Source organism: Streptomyces sp. RB17 (genome assembly GCF_009604455.1).
In the GTDB taxonomy this organism is placed as follows: domain Bacteria; phylum Actinomycetota; class Actinomycetes; order Streptomycetales; family Streptomycetaceae; genus Streptomyces.
The window spans coordinates 729,858-750,715 of sequence record NZ_WEGL01000001.1; the positions used below are offsets into that span (position 1 = coordinate 729,858).

Consider the following 20,858-nt stretch of genomic DNA (forward strand, 5'->3'; position numbering starts at 1 on the left):
TCAGCTGCCGCCGGCCCGGCGTGTGAGGTCCCGGGTGCGGTGGGCCGGGTTTCGGCTGCGGCGCCGTCGGGGCACTGCTCTCAGCGGCTCCCGGTGAGGTGGGCGAACACCACCACGTTGCCCTGGTAGCCGGTGGCCCTGGAGTAGCCGCCGCCGCAGGTGATGACGCGGAGCTCGGGGCGGGGCGCCGCGCCGTAGACCTTCTCGTCGGGGAAGTTGCTCGCCGCGTACACCTCCACCGCGTCCACGGTGAACACGGCCACGGAGCCGTCGCGGCGGTCGATGTCGATGCGGGCGCCGCGCTTGAGCGCGCCCAGGTCGTAGAAGACGGCGGGCCCCTCGGTGTTGTCGACATGGCCGGCGACGATCGCGGTGCCCGTCTCGCCGGGTATGGTGCCGGCCTCGTACCAGCCGGCCAGGTTCTTGTTCTGCGCAGGGGGGACGTCCAGGCTGCCGGAGCGGGTGAGGGACAGACCCATCAGCGGGGCGTTCACACGTATCTCGGGTATGCGGATGCGGGTGGGTATGGACGGGACGAGGGCGGGGGCCGCGAGCCGCCCGCCACTCGGCTCGGGGCGTCCCTCGGCCGCGGCGGGCTGCGGCGGCGTGTGCGTCCCGGCGCCGTCGCCGAGCAGCCACACCCCGGAGCCGAGGGCCACGACGGTGACCGCGGCTATCGCGGTGTCGCCGAGCCTGTCGCGCCTGGTTCTGGTGCGCATACGAACCCTCTCCCGGAGTCGGTCCCCCGCGGATCGGGGACGGATCCCCGAGGGCCGGGGATGGACCCCCGGGGACTGGGGGACCATCCCCGTGGATCGGGGGCGGATCCCCGTGGTCCGGGGGTGGTCCCCCGAGGACCGGGGGCGGATCCCCTTTCACCCCCTCCCCCTCCGGGCCGCGAGGGGCGGTCGGACCCGGAGGGGGCGGGATGAGCGGTACCGGCTGACGGACAGCGGAGGGTGTCCGTCAGATCCCGTCGCCTCTCGCCCGGCGATGCAGGAGCCAGGTACCGCCCGCGGCGGCGACGGCAAGCGCCGCCACACCCGCCGCGGTCTGCACGGGGTCGGCGCCGAGTGCGCCGCCGACCCCCGTCTTCACACTTCCTCGCGGCTGCACCTGTTCGTGCGCCGCGCTCAAGGCCACCACCAGGTCGCCGGTCACCTGCTTGTCGCCCTCGGCACACTTGGCGACGATCTCGTACGTCCCCGGCTGCGCGCCCTCGGGCACCTGGAACTGCCCGATCGCCTCGCCCTGGTGCGAGCTGGGCGCCAGCGTGAAGGTGCCGGCGCCGACCGCGCCGGCGTTCCCGACCGCCGAGCCCTTCTCGCCGCACGCGGCGGTGTTCACCGTGACCTGGCCGCCGGGCACCACGCTGGAGGGGTACACGTCCAGGCTGCCGGTGCCGGCCCGGGCGGGTGCCGCGGCCACCACGACGAGCGCGGTGCCGGTCAGCAGACGAGCGGTGCGTCGCATGGTGCTCCCCAGGTGGTCCGACTGGTGTGTCCCTCTGCCCTTCCGAGGAAAATGGCTTTCGCCCGGGCCCGCTCCCTGAGTGCCCGTCAGGAACGTGGTGAACGGGTGCCGCGACCCGCCCCACACGGAGTAACCGTCGTGGAGTTCCAGCAGGTCACGGGCGCACGGAAGGGCCGGTGACCCGGCCGTGCGAAGAGCACACGAATGGAGCGCCGCCGGGCGTTGAACGGGTGACGGCGGGTCACGGGTGACGGCGGGTCGCGGGTGACGGCAGGTCATCGCGGCGAGCGCACCGCGGCCGCCCCGGACCCAGCACCGGGGCGGCCGCGACCGTCGTATCCGCTGTGGGGTTCAGTTCACGTTGACGGCGCTCCACGCCGCCGCCACCGCGTTGTACTCCGTGCTGCCCGCGCCGTACAGGTCCTTGGCGGCGTTCAGGGTCGCCGTGCGGGCCCCCGCGTAGTTCGTGGAGGAGGTCATGTAGACCGTCAGCGCCCGGTACCAGATCTTGCCGACCTTGTCCCGGCCGATGCCGGTGACCGTGGAGCCGTTGTACGTCGGTGAGTCGTAGCTGACGCCGTTGATGGTCTTCGGGCCGCTGCCCTCCGCCAGCAGATAGGCGAAGTGGTTGGCGACGCCGGAGGAGTAGTGGACGTCGAGGTTGCCGACCGAACTGCTCCAGTAGTCCGCCGAGTTGCCGTCCTTCGACGGCTTGTCCATGTAGCGCAGGGCGGTGTGGCCGAAGCCGGGCTTCACGATCTTCTCGCCGATGAGGTAGTCACCGGGGTCGGACGGGTTGTTCGCGTACCACTCCACCATGGTGCCGAGGATGTCCGAGGTGGCCTCGTTGAGCCCGCCGGACTCACCGGAGTAGGTCAGCGCGGCGGTCTTCGCCGTCACCCCGTGGGTCATCTCGTGCCCGGCGACGTCGAGGGCGACCAGCGGCCCGAAGGTGGTCCCGTCACCGTCGCCGTACGTCATGCAGAAGCAACTGTCGTCCCAGAAGGCGTTGTTGTAGTTGCTGCCGTAGTGAACGCGGTTGTACGAGCCCTTGCCGTCGCCCCCGATGCCGTTCCGGCCCTGGACGTTCTTGTAGTAGTCCCAGGTCATGTTGGTGCCGTACTGGGCGTCGACGGCGGCCGAGGCGCGGTCGGAGGTGGTGCCGCTGCCCCAGTGGTTGTCGGCGTCCGTGAACAGGTCCGCGGGGGCCCGGCTGAAACAGATGCTGAGGAAGCACAGGTCCGTCTTGCCCTCGGCGTCACCGGTGTAGGTGTTGCCGCGCGTCGGGTCCTTGAGCTGGTACGACGATCCCGACGGGGTCGTCTCCAGCGGCACCGTCCCGCTGTAGAGCGACTTTCCGTCGCCGGCGGCGGTCTCGATGCTGTCCCAGGCGTCGATCTGCCGGCCGGTGCGGGCGTCGGTCAGCACGGTCCGGGCGACCGGGTTGCCGAGCGAGTCCAGGCCGGCCGCGTCGGTGCGCCAGGCGAGCTTCGGGCTGCCGTGCAGGGCGTCGACGATCAGCTCGGGCCTGGCCTTGACCTGCTTCAGCGCGTCGCCGAGGTTGACGGCCCGCAGGGCGTTCACGGCGAGGTCGGCGGCCTTGGCGGCGGAGACCTTCGGGAGGACCGAGGCGAGGGATATCTCGCTGCGGGTGGCCCGGTTCGCGCTGCGGTAGGCGCCGTCCGGGGTGAGGTGGACCACGAAGTCGCCGCCCAGCACGGGCAGTCCGTGGTACGTGCGGTCGTAGCGGACGTGCTGGGTGCCGTCCTTGTCCACGATCACGTCGCGGACGCTGGTGTCCTCGGCGGAGGTCAGCCCGAGGCTCGTGGCATGGGCCAGGAGCGCCGACGCCGCGTTCTGGATCGCGGTGGCCCGGGTCGGACCGGCGTCGGCGTGGGCGGTGGGGGAGAGGGCCACGGACAGCAGGGTCGCGGTGGTGACGGCGACGCCGGCGGTGGTGGCGAGACGACGGGATCCTCGGACGTGCTGGCGTATCCGGCTCATCGGTCTCCTCGGGGAAGCGCCCGGCTAGGCGTGGGGGCGGCGCTGTGTCCTCAGAGATTTAAGGGACCATGACATGTCATGTCCATAGCCCCTCCATGGAGATGTGTGAGGAGCCGAAGGGGGTCCAGAATCGTTTCCGTGATCACTTCGGACCCCGAGGAGCCCGGAACCCCGCTGCCCTTCTTCGTCTACGGCACCCTGCGCCCCGGCGAGCCCAACCACGACCTGTTCCTGCGCGACCGCACCGCGGCGGAGGAACCTGCCCGCCTGCCCGGCGCCGCGCTCTACGCCGGCCCTGGCTACCCCTACGCCGTGGAACGGCCGGGCGGCGAGATCCGGGGCGAACTGGTCACGGCCCGCCCGGAGACGTACGCCGCCCTGCTCGCCGCCCTGGACCGCCTGGAGGAGTACACCCCGGGCGACCCCCGCAACCTCTACGAACGCGTGGCCCGCCACGTCATCCGCACCGACGGCACCACCGCCCTGGCCTGGGTCTACCTGGCCGCCCCACGGGTCGCCGGCCAACTGCGCGCCCAGGGAAAGCCGATCGAGGGCGGCGACTGGCTGTCCCGGCGCTGACGGTCATGGTGCGGCGTGTTCATGTGCAGGGCCTGGATGCGCGGAGGGGGCGTACGGCCCGCGGTGAGCCGTGCGCCCCTTGGTCGGTCGGCGCCCTTACGAGGCGGGGTTTGCGAGTCCCGGCACTGGACATCATGGGGACGCTTGATGCCGGTACACGGAGGACTCTCAGAGGGCGGCTGGAAAGCGCGGTTGAAACCTTTGGGAAAGTGACTGGGTTTACCGGAAAAAGCGGTGGTGAGTACAGGGAGTTTCGCTTGGACGTTGACCCGGAGAAGGGTGCACACATCAACGTGATGACCGGAAAGGGTTCAGCCGTCCGTAAATATGCCATTAGGTGGCCGTCTGATACCGTTGCGCCCTGGTTGAAGGTGCTCCAAGATGACTGAGAACAACGAATATGCAAGTCGCCCAGACTATCTTCCGGATTTTATGAACGATCCTGAGGATCGCGACGGCCGTCAGGTTGTGAAGTTGGGATGGACCGATAGTCGGAAATTGGAGACGATGAGCCTTAATCGGTTTCCGCCGACTTTCAGTGCAGCTCTTGACTGGGACTCCGCTTCGTATGAGGATCGTCTTTGGTGGGATGATGAGGAGGGCTGGACGAGGATGGCATCGGAATTGCTGTCGCCTTACGTGGAAAGTGGGGTGCGAGTCGCAATCTTCTGGGGGAATCTCGTACTACCCACTGTCACGCTGCCTGCGGATGTTGCCGTCCGGCATGCACGGGAGATCCTTGATGTGGGGCCGCACTTCTGGATTTACCCGCTTGGTAGTTCCGTTCTCATAGAATGCCTGATGGATGGGCAAGTGACGGTCGCAACTATTCCGACAGTATAAGCCCTCGGCGGAGTCACAGATTTACTTGGTGGCCAGAGCGCCGGACAGCGTAAGCCTTTTCTACTCTGCTTGACATCGCCAGGCCAAACGTGCGGATCGCCTTGACCGACTCGGTGTTGCGACCCGTCCGCCCGTGCCACGGTTGCGCTGCGTTTGCCGACATCTGGGCATCAGCTCCTTAATCACTCGCAGTCTTGTGCGCTGGTGTCTCAATGGCGTTCGCTGTGGCCTGTGCAGGAAATGACTCCAAGCCTATTGAGCGGTCAGGTGGTGGGGTCGCGGCTGCAAAAGGAACCTCCTCAGGCAAGAACGCCTCGCCGGCGCTGACGCGCAAGCAACTCGAGGGCGCTGCGATCAAGAGTGGTGACGTGTCCGGATGGGAGGTGAGCGTTCCCAAGTCGTCGGCCTGGCCGATTGGCGGTCAGCGGATGATGGCTGACAAGCCGGCATGCCAGCCCATCGCCGACGCGCTGAGCGAGAGTGGGGCCGTCAAGGCGGTTGCTGCGGTGGAACGGAGCGCTGTGGCGAAGGACCGTTCCGGCGTCATGGTGCGGATTCGTCTCGCCTCGTATCCCGGTGGCGGTGCCGAGAAGGTCATGTCGGGCCTGTCGAATGCGGACACCAGCTGCAAGGGCTTCACCGGTACGGGGAACGGCGTGCGACAGCACATGGAGGTGGCGGAATATGGCGGCCACCTCACCGCTCAGAGCAGCATCGCTCTCCGGTTGACGACAAGGATCGGCCAGCAAACCGTGCCCGTGTATCTGGACGCCGGCCGAGTCGGAAGCTCGGTGGAGTACTTCATGACTTTCAACGTCACAGGTGACGACCCTGGCACCGGCTGGACACCTGCGGAGGTTCAGCAGCACGTCAAGCTGAGTGCAGTTCATTGATGCGGCGGCGTTGGGCAACGAGCGAGTACAGCCTCGGGCCGGGCAGGGTAACCCTGTCCGGCCTGGCTGCGCGCTCGTACGCCGCTACGTCGGACGCACTGCCGCAGCACGTTCTGTAGATCGACGGATCCGACCTCTGGTCAGACGGACCCCAGGGCCCGTCGAAGGCGTCCGCTCGCAAGGGCGGTCTGGAAGGTCCTCCACGCAATGGGTGGGACTCGGAGTGCCGGTCCGATGGCGTTCTTGGAGTCGCGTATGGCGATGATCGTCGGGATGTTGGTGGCTACCTCGACGCACTCCTCTTCGTGGTCGCTGTAGCTGGACTTGCGGTACTCGAATGCAGGCACGGCTCACAGATCCTTACGTAGCTTACTGAGGAGCGACACCGACTCTCTCTCGGAGAGGGAGCATTCGGCAATCTTCTGGAACAGGTTGTCGTAGGAGGTCGCCGCTTCTCCCCCTTCCGCCCATCGCCTGGCGAAGGGAGCCTCTACGTATACGACGTCCATGGCCCCAGGGGCAGCGAACGAAAGGATGTTGAACGACCCGTTGAGGCCCGCGTGCGCTCCGCCGCTGAACGGGAAGACCCGCAAGCTGATGTTGGACAGGTCGGCCACCCTCACCAGCTCGTCAAGCTGTGCTTTGGCCGTCTCAGCGCCTCCAGGGATGCTGCGGAACACCGCTTCGTAGATCACCACCCGCAGCTTCAGCGGCGGGTCATCGGTAAGGCGGTGCTTGCGGGCGAGCCGGGCCGCGATGAAGTCGTCATCCGGCTGCACGCCCTCCCTCAATGCAGCCACGGGCGTGTTCCTCACAGCCCGTACGTACTCCGGCGTTTGAAGCAGTCCCGGAACGAACGCGGGTTGCCACACCCTGATGACCGTTGCCGCGCTCTCCAGTGCGACGTACTCCTGCATGAGGCCGGAGATCGTGTAGTCGTCCCACCAGCCCTTCGCTCTGCGACGCTCCCGGTCGACTCGGGCCAACTCCAGTAACGCGCCGACGACTCCGGGATCACGGACGCCGTACAGCTCGCACAGGGCGCGGATGTCCGGATCCCGCATCGACACCCAACCACCCTCCATCTTGGCCACCTTGGTTGTGGACGCCGTCAGTGTCTTGGCGGCATGGCTCTGCGTAAGGCCAGCTGCCATGCGCAACTTGGCAAGCTCGCCGCCGAGTCGGCGCCCAAGGACTGAGGACGTGCAGTTGCCCTGCGTCATGTGCTGTGTGCTCACGGCGATCAGTCTGGGCCTTGTGCGGAGTGCCACACAAACCTCATATGGATGAATTCCTCCATCGATAACTTGCAATGGAGGCACGCCCCTACTACTTTCCGTGACGCATCGAACACACGGCGCTGGAGGTGCGCCGCATGTCTGCCCCCGAAACACCCCTGCGTCACGACCGCCTCGACTACACCCCGCTCCCCAGGAGCGTCACCCTGGCCCGGCAGAGAGCCCAGCGCCTGCTCACCGAGTGGGGTTATCCGGAACTCGCCGCCGATGCCGCCCAGTTGGTCTCCGAGCTGGGCGGCAACGCCGTACTGCACGGATGCCTCCGAGAGCGGCTCTTCCGCGTCGAACTCACTCTTATGGAACGTGTTCTGCGAATTTCCCTGTCCGACCCGAGGGGGGAATTACGGCCGCACCTCCGCGAGGCCGCCGCAGATGACATGTTCGGGCGCGGGCTGCTGATCGTGCGCGAGGTCGCCGACCGGTGGGGTGTGGATGAGCTGACCGTTGGCAAGTCCGTATGGTGCGAGCTCGATGTCGTATCCCGGGTGGCTCCGGCCGGTTACGGTGGCGGCAGGGTACCCCCGCCATCAAGGAGGACGACCATGGCCGAACCGTTGAAGACCTTCGTCAACGGCATCGAGGTCGAGGTCCCCAACAGCATCCCCGACATCCGCGCGGCCCTGCCGGAGGAACGGCGCGAGGAGTTCGACCGTGCCGTCAATGACGCCGGGGTGCACGAGATCCATGCCGTGATGCGCCACTGGATGCTGGAAGCCGTGCCGGACCCCGAGGCTGAAGCACTGCTGGAGCGTCTTGCCGCCGACGAGGCCGAGAGGCGGGGCGCGGCTTGAGCTACCGCATCACCTACGCCCCGCCCGCCGACGATGTCCTGGCCAAGATGCCGGATGCCGAGGCGTTCAGGGAGGCCATGGCGCGGTCCATCGGCCTGGATCCGTACGGCCACGGCTCGACGGCCGTCAGGGGCGAGCGCGATCGACGTGAGGCCACTGTCCTCGGGGCCATCGTGCTGTATTACGTCTCGGGATCCGTGCTGACTGTGACGGTGGTCAGGCTCATTCCTTCCCTTTGAGCTGCTCCCGGCGCTGAGTCACCCCAGCAACCGCACCCCCTCCGGCACCGCGATCCCGAACTCCTCCTCCACCACGCGCCGCGCCTCGGCCTCGTCCGTCAGCTTGCGGTCGGTCACCGTGCCGTCGGCGTCGGTTTCCGTCAATTGGGTGCCATCCAGGGAGAGATGGCGGTCGGGGGTGGTGCGCTGGAGGTAGGGACGGCGAGTGAAGGGGGAGCGGGGGCTGGTGCTGACGTACCAGTTGAACACCTCCAGGTCCGAGGCGGCGAACGGCTCCAGGGTGAAGGCGTACTGGCCGGTCCATTCCCGCGCCCGGCGGTCGTACGCCTGCAACTCCAACTGCTCCAGCGGGCCCTGATGGTTCGGCAGCGGCATCAGTCGGTGCCGGCGTCCGGCGCCCTCGAACTCCTCGCCGGTGATCAGCGGCACCGGCAGCAGCAGTGCGCCGGCCGCGCCGAAACCGACGTCCGCGAGGTACGGCTGCGGGTCACCCGGCACCGCCACCTGCAGCATCGCGTGGGTGCGCGGGCGGCTCTCGGGTGTGTCCGCGCCCACCACCACGCGCCCGGCCAGCGGTGTCACGCCGAACCCCAGCGCCAGGAGTGCCAGCCGGAGCAGGGTGTTGTGCTCGTAGCAGTAGCCGCCGCGCCGGCCGTGGATCATCTTGGCCAGCAGGTCGGCAGGTGCCAGTGAGGGGGCCCGGCCCGACACGGCGTCCAGGTTCTCGAAGGGGAGAGACAGCGCGTGTGCGAGATGCACGCCGCGCAGGGTCTCCAGGGCGGGCCGGCGGGCGCCCTTCCAGCCGATGCGGTCCAGGTAGGCGTCCAGGTCGGACTGCTCGAAGTCGGACATACACCGAACCTAACGCGCTCCGGCCGCTGCCAGCCGTGACCGGCGGACCGATCCGGGCTACTTCCGTGGTCCTACGACCTCCACCCGCACCGCACACGACTTGAACTCCGGCATCCGGGAAGTGGGGTCGAGAGCGGGGTTGGTGAGTGTGTTGGCGCGGCCCTCGCCCGGCCAGTGGAACGGCATGAAGACCGTGTCCGGGCGGATGGACGTGGTGATCCGGGCGGGGGCGGTCGCCCGGCCACGGCGGGAGGTCACGGTCACCGGGTCGCCCTCGGCCGCGCCGATCCGGGCCGCCAGGCGCGGATGCAGCTCCACGAAGGGGCCCGGCGCGGCGGCGTTCAGCTCGGCGACCCGCCGGGTCTGTGCGCCCGACTGGTACTGGGACACCACCCGGCCGGTGGTCAGCAGGAGCGGGTACTCGGCGTCCGGCTCCTCCGCCGTCGGGCGGTGGGTCACGGGGGCGAACCGGGCCCGGCCGTCGGGAGTGGCGAACCGGTCCAGGAACAGGCGCGGGGTGCCCGGGTGAGCCACCGCGTCTTCCGGATCCGCGTCCGCGTTCTGCGGGCACGGCCAGTACACCCCGTTCTCCCCCGCCAGCCGCCCGTAGGTGATCCCGGAATAGTCCGCCGGACCGCCCGCGCTCGCCCGGCGGAGTTCCTCGAAGGCCTCCTCCGCGTCTGTCGGGAAGCCCTTCTCCACCCCCAGCCGGGCCGCCAGCTCATGCAGGACGTACAGGTCGCTGTGGACCCCGGGCGGCGGCGTGATGGCCTGGCGGCGCAGCAGGACCCTGCCCTCGAGGCTGGTCGTCGTGCCCGTCTCCTCCGCCCACTGGGTGACCGGCAGGACGACGTCCGCCAGCTGAGCCGTCTCGGACATCACCACATCGCAGACGGCGAGAAAACCAAGGGACCTGATCCGCTCCTCGACATGCGCCGCGCGCGGTGCCGACACCACCGGGTTGGAGCCCATGAGCAGCAGCGCCCGGATGTCCGTGCCCAGGGCGTCGAGGAGTTCGTACGCGCTGCGTCCGGGGGCGGGCAGGGTGTCCGGGGCGACGCCCCACACGCCGGCCACGTGTGCCCGCGCCGCGGGGTCGTCCAGCTTGCGGTAGCCGGGCAACTGGTCGGCCTTCTGGCCGTGCTCGCGGCCGCCCTGCCCGTTGCCCTGCCCGGTCAGGCAGCCGTAACCACTCAGCGGCCGCCCCGCGCGCCCCGTCGCCAGGCACAGATTGATCCACGCGCCCACCGTGTCCGTGCCCTTGGACTGCTGCTCCGGCCCGCGGGCGGTGAGCACCATCGCCGACTCCGGCTCGCAGAACAGCCGTACCGCCTCCCGGAGCTGCGGAACGGACACCCCCGTGATCCGCTCCACCTGCTCCGGCCAGTGCGCCATCGCCGCCGCCCGGGCCTGCTCCCAGCCGGTGGTCCGTTCCTGGATGTACGCCTCGTCCGTCCGCCCCTCGGCCACCACCAGGTGCAACAGGCCGAGGGCCAGGGCGAGATCGGTGCCGGGGCGGGGGGCCAGGTGCAGGTCAGCCTGCTCGGCCGTCCTCGTCCGGCGGGGGTCGACGACGATCAGCGTGCCGCCGTTCTCCCGGAGTTCGGTGAAGAAGCGCAGGGACGGGGGCATGGTCTCCGCGAGGTTCGACCCGACGAGGATCACGCACCCGGTCCTCGGGATGTCCTCCAGGGGGAAGGGGAGGCCCCGGTCGAGGCCGAACGCCTTCGTGCCCGCCGCCGCGGCGGACGACATGCAGAACCGGCCGTTGTAGTCGATCTGCGAGGTGCCGAGCACCACCCGGGCGAACTTGCCGAGCGTGTACGCCTTCTCGTTCGTCAGCCCACCCCCGCCGAACACGCCCAGCGCGTCGGCGCCGTACTCCGCCCGTATCCCCCCGAGCCGCTCCGCGATCCGGTCCAGGGCCTCGGTCCAGCTCGCCTCGACCAGCCGGCCACCGGACCGCACCAGCGGCGAGGTCAGCCGTACCGCGGGCGACAGCACCTCGGCCGCCGTACGGCCCTTGCCGCACAGTGCGCCCCGGTTCACCGGGAAGTCCGTCCGTTCGGTCACCTCGACGCCCCCCTGCGGCAGGGGCGTGATGTTCATCCCGCACTGCAGGGCGCAGTACGGGCAGTGGGTGGGCGTCGAGGCGATCGTTTCCATGCCGCCAGGGTGCGTCGGGCGTGTTACGGCCCCGACCGCCTCCCGTTACGCGCCCGGCACGGCGACCTCCCCGCCGGGCCGGGCGCGCCGTGAGGTCCGCGTCCCCCTCCTCGTGCCCTACTGCCTGCTCAGCGAGCGGCTGACGCCCGCCGCGATCGTCGTCGCCAGCACCCAGCCGGTGACGATCAGCAGATACGACAGCCACTGGTACCAGCCGTCCGGCGCGAACGCCCCCTCCTGGCCGAAGTCGATGATCGGCAGCAGCAGGTCGAGGGTGTAGAAGAGCGGGTTGAACGCGGGCGCCTCGGAGGGCTTGAGCGCGGGCGGATGGTGCAGGGCGAAGGCGAGCGTGCCGGTGCACAGCAGGAGCAGCAGCCAGCCCGCGGCCCGCATCGGGCGGAAGCCGTAGCCGACGGCCGCGTCCTGGAGCCGGCCCCACAGGCGGGCGTACGGCGGCAGGGTGCGCCGGTGGCGGCGGAGCTTGGCCAGCTGGACGGTGCGTGCGGCGGCGTCGTCGCCGACCGTGCGGTAGGCCGTGGTCAGCTGCTCGTAGGGGTGGGGAAGGAAACCGTCCGGCTCGCGTTCCAGCAGCGGCAGACGCTGCTCGGCCGGGAGGTGCGGGGTCAGGACGCGGTAGGTGAGCCCGTCGATCCGCACCCGCCCGGGCCACACCTCGGGGGGCACGTGCAGCAGGTCGAGCTGGGCGCGGCGCAGATTGACGGCTCCCTCGACCGGCGCGGCCTCCCGCAGCCACAGCTCGCCGATGGCGCTGCTGCTGGCGCGCAGGGCCACTCCCTCCGGATGGGACAGACGGGCGTACGCGAGGTTGAGCTGGTGGGGAATGCGGGCGCCGCGCAGATTGAACCGCCCGTGGGTGCGCAGCCGCATCCCCCGCAGATCGGTGCCGACCGAAAGGGTCTCGGCGTCCAGCGCCGTGCCGCCGGGGTTCTGCAGCACGGCGTCGTCGAGGTTCACCTGCCCGCCCACGGTGGTCCCCTTGAGCCGGACCTCGCCGTGGGCGACGAGCCCGACGGCCCACACATCCGCACCCACCTCCGCGTGGCCGAGCTGGAGGACGGGTTCCTCTGAGACCTCGTCGAGGCGGCCGAGCCGTGCCTGGTTGGCGAAGAACGCCCCGGAGATCTTCGCGCCCGCCAGCCGTACGCGACCCGCGATGCGGCAGCAGGTGATCCGCAGCGCCCCGTCGACGCGGAGGGCGCCCGCGGTGAGCCCCGGAAGGACCGAATCGGTCAGTACCAGGGCGGGGACCCTCGCCCCGTACAGGTTCGGGGTCTCGTCGAAGAAGCAGGCCCGCAGCCGGACCGGGTGGTCGACCGTCCCGTACATCAGATGCAGTACGCCGGTGATGCGCGCGCCCCACACCTTCAGTCCGGCGATGCGTCCCTCCCGCACCGGCCCGTCCAGCAGCAGCTCCCGCAGCACCTCCGCCCGCAGCGTGCGCTCCGGGCCCCATGAGGCGCCCTGTGCGGGGTCCTCGTCCTCGCTCTCCCGGAAGTCGACCCCCTCACCGAGCGGGAAGGCGTCCCGGACGCGGCGCTCGGCGGGCGTCAGCTCCGTGATCTCCATGTCAGTCCCGCGCCCCTGCCAGCGCCTGGCTGACCCCGTTCTCCCGTGGCCCGAGGAACGTCGGGTCCGGGCGGAACACCGCGTCCAGCACCGCCTTGCCGGCCGCGAACACCTCGCGCGTCCCGCCGTAGTACCAGGTCACATCGTGCTTGTCGGCGACCCCGACCCCGTACGAGTCCACCCCCGCCGCCTCGCACAGCGCCACCGCCCGCCGGATGTGGAAACCCTGGCTGATCAGCACGGCCCGGTCCACGCCGAAGATCTTCCTGGCCCGCACGCAGGAGTCCCAGGTGTCGAACCCGGCGTAGTCACGGACGATCCGCCGGCCCGGCACCCCGTGTTTTTCGAGATAGGCGCGCATGGCGTCGGGCTCGTCGTAGTCCTTGCGGCTGTTGTCCCCGGTGACCAGGACGACCTCGACCCGGCCCGCCCGGTACAGCTTCGCCGCCGCGTCCAGCCGGTGCGCGAGATACGGCGACGGCTCCCCGTTCCACAGACCGGCCCCGAACACCATGGCGACCTGTGTCCGCGGGGCGTCCGCCGTCGTGCGCAGCCGGTCCGCCGTGGACACGAACAGCCAGGTCGCCGGCAGCAGCGCCAGCACACACCCGGCCATCACGGCCTGCACCAGCCGGCGCTGCCCCGTGCGGGTGCGCGGCAGCCGCGGTCGACGGATCTTCATACGGCCCCCCAGGGATCGGTTCCGACCGGTTCCTCCGACCGGTTCCGACCATGGAGGACGTCACCGGCGGCCGTCCGGTTCGCCTCACATCGAGCATCCGTACGACGTGAAGCCGCGGAAAACGCTCGTGACGGCCCGGCAACGGCCACGCAACCTGGCGCCGTCAGGATCCTTGCATGACGGCGTCGCATCCTCCCCGGTCCGAGTCCCGCGTCCACCTCGACAGCACGGCGCACCTCATGAACAGCATCGGCAGCCAGCTCGCCGGCCGGCTCCGGCTGGTCTCCCCGCTCGGCCACCGCCGCACGCCCCCGCCCGCCCTCGTCCTGGTCGCCCACGGCAGCCGCGACCCCCGCGCGCTGGACACCGTACGGACCCTGGCGGACCGGGTACGCGAACTGCGCCCCGGCCTCGCCGTCCACCTGGGCCACATCGAGCTGAACGAACCGCTGCTCCCGGACACCCTCGCCGCGCTCGGGGACACCCCCGCCGTCCTGGTCCCGCTGCTCCTCTCCCACGGCTACCACGTCAAGCAGGACATCCCCGAGATGGCGGCCACGGCCAGGGCGAGCACCCGGGTGGCCGCCCCACTGGGCCCGCACCCGCTCCTCGTGGAGACCCTGTACGACCGGTTGCTGGAGGCAGGCTGGCCGACGGCCATGGACGCGGCCACCCGCCGGTCGAGCGCGGTCGTCCTGGCAGCCGCCGGCTCCCGCGACCCCGACTCGGCCACCGACACCCGCCGCACGGCCCGCCTCCTCGCGGACCGGTTGGGAGTCCCGGTCGTCCCGGCCTACGCCTCGGCGGCGACCCCGACCGTCCCGACGGCGGTACGCGCACTGGCGGCGAGGGGCCGACACCGGGTGGCGCTCGCCTCGTGCTTCACGGCGCCGGGACGTTTCGCGACGCAGTGCGGTGAGCGAGCTCCGTGGATAGCGGCGGACCCGCTGGGGGCGCATCCGGCGATGGCCCGACTCATCCTGCACCGCTACGACGAAGCACGGGTGATCAGGCAGGTGGAACTGGCTTCAGCCTGAAAGAAGCAGCGGGGAAGTACCGATAAGGGGCGCGGGGCTGTATCGATATGCGGCTCCGCCGCGTGGGCGCGATCAGCCACACAACCCCGCAGCCGCCCAAAGACAGAACTCGGCAGATGAGTAGGCATACTGTCGAGGAATGGAAGGCACACCCAACGGCACCTACGACCCCACCTCAGCGGAGCGTTGGGCCCCGGAACCAGACAAACGCCCCGGCCGCACCGCCTTCCAACGCGATCGCGCCCGCATCCTCCACTCCGCCGCCCTCCGAAGGCTCGCCGGCAAGACACAGGTCGTCACGCCGGGCGAGCGCAGCGCCAGCGCCTGGGACGCCAGCCCCAGAACACGGCTCACCCACTCACTCGAATGCGCCCAGGTCGGCCGGGAGCTCGGCGCCGCCCTCGGCTGTGACCCCGACCTGGTGGAGGCCGCCTGTCTGGCCCACGACCTCGGTCACCCACCCTTCGGTCACAACGGCGAACAGGCGCTGAACGCCTTCGCGGACGACTGCGGCGGCTTCGAGGGCAACGCCCAGTCGCTCAGAATCCTGACCCGCATCGAGCCCAAACGGTTCACCGACGAACACTCCGTCGGCCTCAACCTCACCCGCGCCACACTCGACGCCGCCACCAAATACCCCTGGCCGCGCGGCGCGCACCCCACCGACCCGGCGTCCCCGAAATTCGGCGTGTACGAGGACGACCGCCCGGTGTTCGACTGGGTCCGCAGGACCGCTCCCCGCACCCGCACCTGCTTCGAGGCCCAGGTCATGGACTGGTCGGACGACGTGGCGTACTCGGTGCACGACGTCGAGGACGGCCTGCACGCCGGTCACATCGACCCCAACTGCCTGCACGCCGAGCCCGAACGGCAGGCGGTCTTCGAGGTCGCCATCGGCCGGTACGTCCCCGCCGGCACCGATCCGGCCGAACTCTCCGCCGCCCTGGACCGCCTCCAGGACGAGGAATGGTGGCCGCACGGCTACGACGGCACGGCGGTCGCCCAGGCCCGCCTGAAGGACGCCACCAGCCAGCTCATCGGCCGGTTCTGCCTGGCCGCCGAGGGCGCCACCCGCACCGCGTACGGCACCGGCCGGCTCACCCGGTACGACGCCGAACTCGTCGTACCCCGCGAGGCCCGCATGGAGTGCGCGGTGCTCAAGGCGGTCGCGGACCGGTATGTGATGCAGCGCGCCGAGCAGGAGCGGCTGCGCGCGGACCAGCGGGTCGTCGTGGCGGAACTGGCGGAGGCGCTCACCGCCCGCGCGCCGGACGGGCTGGATCCACAGTTTCGGGCACTGTTCGACGGGGCAGGCGACGACCACGCACGCAAGCGGGTGATCGTCGACCAGATCGCCTCCCTCACCGACGCCTCCGCACGCTCGCTGCACGCGAGACTTACGGGGCATATGTGAGAGGAACATGACCGTCCGTGGCCTGATCGGGTCACTCCCTCTTCCCGCATCACGTTGCGTGCGGGACGCTCGCATGTGGCGGCACCCTTACGAGGAGGCATCAAGTGGTCGACGCGGATCAGACATTCGTCATCGTCGGGGGCGGACTCGCCGGCGCGAAGGCGGCCGAGACGCTCCGGGCGGAGGGCTTCACCGGCCGGGTGATACTGATCAGTGACGAGCGCGACCACCCCTACGAGCGACCGCCGCTGTCCAAGGGGTATCTGCTCGGCAAGGAGGAGCGCGACAGCGTCTTCGTGCACGAGCCGGCCTGGTACGCGCAGAACGACATCGAGCTGCACCTCGGCCAGTTCGTCGACCGCATCGACCGCAGCGCGAAGACGGTCCGCTTCGGTGACGACGGCACCCTCGTCCGCTACGACAAGCTGCTGCTCGTCACCGGCGCCGAGCCCCGCCGCCTGGACATCCCGGGCACCGACCTGGCGGGCGTGCACCATCTGCGCCGGCTCGCGCACGCCGAGCGGCTCAAGGGCGTGCTGAGCTCGCTCGGCCGGGACAACGGGCACATCGTGATCGCGGGCGCCGGCTGGATCGGCCTGGAGGTCGCGGCGGCGGCCCGCGAGTACGGCGCGGAGGTCACCGTGATCGAACCGGCGCCGACCCCGCTGCACGGCGTCCTCGGCCCCGAGCTGGGCGGCGTCTTCGCGGAGCTGCACCGCGAGCACGGCGTCCGCTTCCACTTCGGGCGGCAGCTCACCGAGATCGTCGGCCAGGACGGCATGGTCCTCGCGGCCCGCACCGACGACGGCGAGGAGCACCCGGCGCACGACGTCCTCGCCGCGATCGGGGCGGCGCCCCGCGTCGGCCTCGCGGAAGCGGCGGGCCTGGAGATCGCCGACCGGGCGTACGGCGGCGGCATCGTCGTCGACGAGCGGCTGCGCACGTCCGACCCGGACATCTACGCGGCCGGCGACGTGGCGAACTTCCCGCTCGGCCTGTTCGACACCCGGGTACGGGTCGAGCACTGGGCCAACGCCCTGAACGGCGGACCTGCGGCGGCACGCTCGATGCTCGGCCAGGAGGCGACGTACGACCGTGTGCCGTACTTCTTCACCGACCAGTACGACCTGGGCATGGAGTACAGCGGGTGGGCGCCGGCTGGGTCGTACGACCAGGTGGTGATCCGGGGCGACGCCGGGAAGCGGGAGTTCATCGCGTTCTGGGTGAAGGAGGGACGCGTGCTCGCCGGGATGAACGTGAACGTGTGGGATGTCACAGAGCAGATCCAGAAGCTGATCCGTTCCAAGGCCCAGATGGACACCGAGGCCCTGGCCGACCCGCACGTACCGCTGGACAGCCTCACTTCCTGAGGCCGGGGCTGTCACACCACCCCCGTAGAATTCACGCGTGGCTGGACGGATCAACGACGAGGACGTGAAGGCGGTACGGGACGCGGTCCCGATCGACGCCGTGGTCTCCGAGTACCTCCAGCTGCGCAACGCGGGCGGTGGCAACCTCAAGGGCCTGTGTCCGTTCCACGACGAGAAGTCGCCGTCCTTCCAGGTCAGCCCCAGCAAGGGACTCTTCCACTGCTTCGGCTGCCAGGAGGGCGGCGACACCATCACCTTCGTGATGAAGGTGGACCACCTCTCCTTCTCGGAGGCGGTGGAGCGGCTCGCGGCCCAGGCCGGCATCACGCTGCGCTACGAGGAGGGCGGGTACAACCCGGCCCACCAGCGCGGCGAGCGCATCCGCCTGGTCGAGGCGCACAAGATCGCCGCGCAGTGGTATGCCGAGCAGCTCGCCACCAGCCCCGAGGCCGAGACCGGCCGGATCTTCCTCGCCGAGCGCGGCTTCGACCAGGCCGCCGCCGTCCACTTCGGCGTCGGCTACAGCCCCCAGGGCTGGGACCACCTCACCCGCTACCTGCGCGGCAAGGGCTTCAGCGACAAGGAGCTGCTGCTGTCCGGGCTCGCGCAGGAGGGACGCCGGGGGCCCATCGACCGCTTCCGGGGCCGCCTGATGTGGCCGATCCGGGACATCGGCGGCGAGGTCGTCGGCTTCGGCGCCCGCAAGCTGTACGAGGCGGACAACGGCCCGAAGTACCTGAACACGCCCGACACGGCGATCTACCGCAAGAGCCAAGTGCTGTACGGCATCGACCTGGCGAAGAAGGAGATCGCCAAGGCCAGCCGCGCTGTCGTGGTCGAGGGCTACACCGACGTCATGGCCTGCCACCTCGCCGGGGTGACGACCGCGATCGCGACCTGCGGCACGGCCTTCGGCGGCGAGCACATCAAGATCCTCCGCCGCCTGCTGATGGACAACGGCAGCGCCCGCGTCATCTTCACCTTCGACGGTGACGCCGCCGGCCAGAAGGCCGCCCTGCGCGCCTTCGAGGACGACCAGAAATTCGCCGCCGAGACCTACATCGCGATCGCCCCCGACGGCATGGACCCCTGCGAGCTGCGCCTGGCCAAGGGCGACGAGGCGGTCGCGGACCTGGCCGAACCGCGCACCCCGCTCTTCGAGTTCGCACTGCGCCAGATCGTGAGCCGCTACGACCTGGACACCCCGGCCGGCCGCGCCGCCGCGCTGGACGAGGCCGCGCCGATCGTCGCCCGCATCAAGAACAGCGGCGCCCAGCACGAGGTCGCCGTCGAACTGGCCGGCCTGCTCGGCATCCTCGACACCCAGTTCGTGGTCCGGCGGGTGGCCCAGCTGGCCCGCTGGGCCCGGGAGGGCAAGGGCCCGCAGCAGCAGGGCCGCTCCCGCCCGGCCGACCAGCAGTGGCAGGCCGCCCCGCGCACGACGAACTCCGGCCCGGCCCTCACCCTGCGCAACCCCGTCTACGCCGCCGAACGCGAACTGCTCAAGCTCGCCCTCCAGCGCCCCGAGCTGGTCTCCCCGGCCTTTGACGCCTACGGCCTGGACGAGTTCACCGCGCCGCCGTACGCGGCCGTGTGCCAGGCCGTCGCGGAGGCGGGCGGCGCCGAGTACGGCGTATCCGACCCGCAGGAGTACCTGGTCCGGGTCCGGGAGGCCGCGCCCGACGACACCGTCCGCGCGATGGTCACCGAACTGGCCGTCGAGCCGATCCTGCGCCGTACGGTCGACGAGACCTACGCGGGCACGGTCCTGGTCCAGATCCGCCGCCGCGCCGTCGAGCGCCGCATCCACGACATCCAGTCCCAGCTGACCCGCCTGGCCACCGGGGGCGACCCCGCCCAGCTGGCCGCCGTGCAGAACGAGATGTGGGTCCTCCAGCAGTACGACCAGACACTGCGGGAGCGGGGGGCGGAGGCGCTCTAGGTCCTGTCGTCGAACGACAGGGCCTGGCCGGCGTCGGGCGGGAAGGCCGGGGTCACCGCGCGCAGCAGCCGGTCCGCGAACTCCCGCTCGCGGTCGGCGAACTGGGGGTACTCGGTGACGAAGTGGTGCCACTCGACGTGCCGGGCCGCCTCCACGACCTCCGTCAGGGGGATCGGCTTCTCCAGGGAGGGGTTGGGCCACTCGCCGGACAGCCTGACCACCCGCTGCAGCAGTTCATGGGAGAGCGGATGGGCCTCGGCGAGGAGGACGGCGTCGTACAGGTCCTTGCCCTGCGGGTAGAGGTCGGTGATCAGCCACATCAGCTTCCACGCGAGCGACAGTCCCGGCGTAGCTCCGAGCAGCACCGCGCCGCCCGGCAGCTCCACGGGCTGCGGCGCCTGCGGGAGCTGCTCGTTGAAGACGAAGTCCAGCTGCACGTGCCCGCCGGGCAGGCCGGGCGCCGACCAGGGCAGGACCATGCGGCGGCCGGGCACCCGCTCGTACGTCCAGATGTCCTCCACGACCGCGTCCCGCGCACAGAAGGCGACCTCGCCGTAATGGTCCTGCGCGGCCTCGGCGATACCCCGGATCATCCGGTCCGTGCGCTTCTCGTCGATCCGCCAGTCGGCCGGTACGACGACGAAGTCCAGGTCACCGGGTTCGCGGGCGGCCTCCCCGAACCACACCGACATCAGCAGGCTGCCGCGCAGCACCAGGGATCCGGCCCACTCCGAACCGGCGATCGCGGCCAGGACCAGATGCAGCGCCCGTCGGCGGGCGCTGCGCCAGGCCTCGCCGCGCGCCGGGTCGGCGAAGACGGGGTCGGCGGCCCGGTAGGCGTTCTGGTACTGCTTGAGGGCCGGCTCGAAGACGGGGCGCTGGGTGACGTCGCCGCCGGGTACCCAGGTCAGCGTCCGAGGTACATCCCTGGTCGGCCGCTCCCGCTCCGTCCCGCTCACGCGGACACCTCCCGTTCCTCGATCCACCCGTCGTCCACCGACTCGTCGCTGTCGTGGAGCACGAACTCCCGCTCCACGCCGAGCACTTCGAACCCGTCCAGCTCCGCGAGCAGCAGCCGCAGCGCCTCTTCGGCCTCCGCGCCACGGACGCCCCGGCAGCGCTGCGTCACGAACCGCTCGTGCCGTCCGCCGTCGCGGACCCGGCGCGCGTTCCACGACAGGTGGGCGCCGTGCGGGACGACCCGCGCGGTCAGCGAGGCCAGATCGGCGTCCGCGTCCAGGAGCAGCTTCACGTGGTGCTCGAAATACTGTCCGCCGGACCGCCCGCCCCCGCACGGCCCGTCCGGCACCTCCGGCGCCCACGGCACCGACTCCGTCTTCACCCGGACCGGAGTGAAACCGGCCGACCGCAGCGCCGCCACCGTCCCGTCCGCCCGCGCCGACTGCTCGGCGTACGAGGTCGAACCGGCCAGGGTCAGCATCGGCTGGTCCCGCATCCGGCCGCGGGCCAGCACGATGTGCGTCAGCTTCAGCCCGGCCGCCTCCGCCCAGCGGCGCAGCCGCTCCGTCTCCGCGGGGCCGGTGCAGCGGACGGTGACATGGGTTTCGTACAGAAGTCCGGGCACCCGGGGATCCTCCCAGATCAGGGCGGAAGGCGGCGCCCGGTTTTCCTCCTCCGATCACCGTCCGGTCACGGACCGGACGCAAAAAGTCACCGCAAGCCCCTCG

The 20,858-nt window shown here is 70.5% G+C and carries 20 protein-coding genes and 1 pseudogene; 10 read left to right on the forward strand and 11 right to left on the reverse strand.

Annotated elements, in window-relative coordinates:
- Window positions 1-80 precede the first annotated feature (80 nt).
- From SRB17_RS03340 to SRB17_RS03350, 3 genes are all read right to left on the reverse strand, one after another.
- A complete protein-coding gene (locus SRB17_RS03340; protein WP_153534429.1) occupies window positions 81-719 on the reverse strand; it encodes a class F sortase in 639 nt (212 codons plus the stop codon).
- 247 nt (window positions 720-966) lie between these two features.
- On the reverse strand, window positions 967-1,473 hold the full coding sequence (locus SRB17_RS03345) for a hypothetical protein (RefSeq protein WP_153534431.1): 507 nt from the start codon (window positions 1,471-1,473) through the stop codon (window positions 967-969).
- A gap of 351 nt (window positions 1,474-1,824) precedes the next feature.
- Complete coding sequence (locus SRB17_RS03350) at window positions 1,825-3,477, reverse strand: M4 family metallopeptidase (protein ID WP_153534433.1); 1,653 nt, start codon at window positions 3,475-3,477, stop codon at window positions 1,825-1,827.
- Between the two features lie 138 nt (window positions 3,478-3,615).
- On the opposite strand from SRB17_RS03350, the gene SRB17_RS03355 reads away from it, so the two are divergent.
- The 3 genes from SRB17_RS03355 (at window position 3,616) to SRB17_RS03365 (ending at window position 5,792) form a co-directional block, all read left to right on the forward strand.
- Window positions 3,616-4,056 (forward strand): gamma-glutamylcyclotransferase family protein, encoded by a 441-nt coding sequence (locus tag SRB17_RS03355; RefSeq protein ID WP_323374904.1) that lies wholly within the window; start codon window positions 3,616-3,618, stop codon window positions 4,054-4,056.
- Between the two features lie 381 nt (window positions 4,057-4,437).
- The gene (locus SRB17_RS03360; protein ID WP_153534437.1) at window positions 4,438-4,899 is read left to right on the forward strand and encodes a hypothetical protein; all 462 of its coding nucleotides are present in this window, start codon (window positions 4,438-4,440) and stop codon (window positions 4,897-4,899) included.
- A 212-nt stretch (window positions 4,900-5,111) separates the two neighbouring features.
- A complete protein-coding gene (locus SRB17_RS03365; protein ID WP_153534439.1) occupies window positions 5,112-5,792 on the forward strand; it encodes a hypothetical protein in 681 nt (226 codons plus the stop codon).
- 140 nt (window positions 5,793-5,932) lie between these two features.
- Here the strand turns inward: SRB17_RS03365 and SRB17_RS03370 are convergent, their stop codons facing one another.
- Both SRB17_RS03370 and SRB17_RS03375 read right to left on the reverse strand, forming a co-directional pair.
- Window positions 5,933-6,139, reverse strand: coding sequence for a DUF397 domain-containing protein (locus tag SRB17_RS03370; RefSeq protein ID WP_323374905.1), 207 nt, complete (start codon window positions 6,137-6,139; stop codon window positions 5,933-5,935).
- Window positions 6,140-6,142: 3 nt separating this feature from the next.
- Window positions 6,143-7,030: a helix-turn-helix transcriptional regulator gene (locus SRB17_RS03375; RefSeq protein WP_323374906.1), complete on the reverse strand. Its 888-nt coding sequence runs from the start codon at window positions 7,028-7,030 to the stop codon at window positions 6,143-6,145.
- A 137-nt stretch (window positions 7,031-7,167) separates the two neighbouring features.
- Here SRB17_RS03375 and SRB17_RS03380 point away from each other — a divergent pair.
- The 3 genes and pseudogenes from SRB17_RS03380 to SRB17_RS03390 all read left to right on the forward strand — a co-directional run.
- A pseudogene (locus SRB17_RS03380) lies at window positions 7,168-7,530 on the forward strand (ATP-binding protein); the annotation flags it as partial.
- Between the two features lie 102 nt (window positions 7,531-7,632).
- The gene (locus SRB17_RS03385; protein WP_153535663.1) at window positions 7,633-7,881 is read left to right on the forward strand and encodes a hypothetical protein; all 249 of its coding nucleotides are present in this window, start codon (window positions 7,633-7,635) and stop codon (window positions 7,879-7,881) included.
- Window positions 7,878-8,120, forward strand: coding sequence for a hypothetical protein (locus tag SRB17_RS03390; RefSeq protein WP_153534441.1), 243 nt, complete (start codon window positions 7,878-7,880; stop codon window positions 8,118-8,120). Before SRB17_RS03385 ends, SRB17_RS03390 begins: the two co-directional genes overlap by 4 nt.
- A gap of 18 nt (window positions 8,121-8,138) precedes the next feature.
- On the opposite strand, the gene SRB17_RS03395 is transcribed toward SRB17_RS03390, so the two are convergent.
- The 4 genes from SRB17_RS03395 to SRB17_RS03410 all read right to left on the reverse strand — a co-directional run bounded on the left by SRB17_RS03395 (window position 8,139) and on the right by SRB17_RS03410 (window position 13,407).
- On the reverse strand, window positions 8,139-8,972 hold the full coding sequence (locus SRB17_RS03395) for an arylamine N-acetyltransferase family protein (protein ID WP_153534443.1): 834 nt from the start codon (window positions 8,970-8,972) through the stop codon (window positions 8,139-8,141).
- A 57-nt stretch (window positions 8,973-9,029) separates the two neighbouring features.
- Window positions 9,030-11,138, reverse strand: coding sequence for a molybdopterin oxidoreductase family protein (locus SRB17_RS03400; protein WP_153534445.1), 2,109 nt, complete (start codon window positions 11,136-11,138; stop codon window positions 9,030-9,032).
- Between the two features lie 117 nt (window positions 11,139-11,255).
- Window positions 11,256-12,725, reverse strand: coding sequence for a membrane-associated oxidoreductase (locus SRB17_RS03405; protein WP_153534447.1), 1,470 nt, complete (start codon window positions 12,723-12,725; stop codon window positions 11,256-11,258).
- A gap of 1 nt (window position 12,726) precedes the next feature.
- Window positions 12,727-13,407, reverse strand: a complete 681-nt coding sequence (locus tag SRB17_RS03410) for a SanA/YdcF family protein (RefSeq protein WP_153534449.1) — start codon at window positions 13,405-13,407, stop codon at window positions 12,727-12,729.
- A 176-nt stretch (window positions 13,408-13,583) separates the two neighbouring features.
- Between SRB17_RS03410 and SRB17_RS03415 the strand changes: the two genes are divergently transcribed.
- The 4 genes from SRB17_RS03415 to dnaG all read left to right on the forward strand — a co-directional run bounded on the left by SRB17_RS03415 (window position 13,584) and on the right by dnaG (window position 19,170).
- Window positions 13,584-14,444, forward strand: a complete 861-nt coding sequence (locus SRB17_RS03415; RefSeq protein WP_153534451.1) for a sirohydrochlorin chelatase — start codon at window positions 13,584-13,586, stop codon at window positions 14,442-14,444.
- A 139-nt stretch (window positions 14,445-14,583) separates the two neighbouring features.
- The gene (locus SRB17_RS03420) at window positions 14,584-15,858 is read left to right on the forward strand and encodes a deoxyguanosinetriphosphate triphosphohydrolase (RefSeq protein ID WP_153534453.1); all 1,275 of its coding nucleotides are present in this window, start codon (window positions 14,584-14,586) and stop codon (window positions 15,856-15,858) included.
- Window positions 15,859-15,962: 104 nt separating this feature from the next.
- The gene (locus SRB17_RS03425; RefSeq protein ID WP_323374907.1) at window positions 15,963-17,228 is read left to right on the forward strand and encodes an NAD(P)/FAD-dependent oxidoreductase; all 1,266 of its coding nucleotides are present in this window, start codon (window positions 15,963-15,965) and stop codon (window positions 17,226-17,228) included.
- A 37-nt stretch (window positions 17,229-17,265) separates the two neighbouring features.
- A complete protein-coding gene (gene dnaG, locus SRB17_RS03430) occupies window positions 17,266-19,170 on the forward strand; it encodes a DNA primase (RefSeq protein ID WP_323374908.1) in 1,905 nt (634 codons plus the stop codon).
- Here dnaG and SRB17_RS03435 read toward each other — a convergent pair.
- Together SRB17_RS03435 and SRB17_RS03440 are read right to left on the reverse strand one after the other, a co-directional pair.
- Window positions 19,167-20,129 carry a nucleotidyl transferase AbiEii/AbiGii toxin family protein gene (locus tag SRB17_RS03435; RefSeq protein WP_323374909.1) on the reverse strand — a complete coding sequence of 321 codons (963 nt, stop codon included), beginning with the start codon at window positions 20,127-20,129 and terminating at the stop codon, window positions 19,167-19,169. The genes dnaG and SRB17_RS03435 overlap by 4 nt on opposite strands.
- On the reverse strand, window positions 20,126-20,755 hold the full coding sequence (locus SRB17_RS03440; protein WP_323374910.1) for a hypothetical protein: 630 nt from the start codon (window positions 20,753-20,755) through the stop codon (window positions 20,126-20,128). The genes SRB17_RS03435 and SRB17_RS03440 overlap by 4 nt, the downstream gene beginning before the upstream one ends.
- Window positions 20,756-20,858 lie beyond the last annotated feature (103 nt).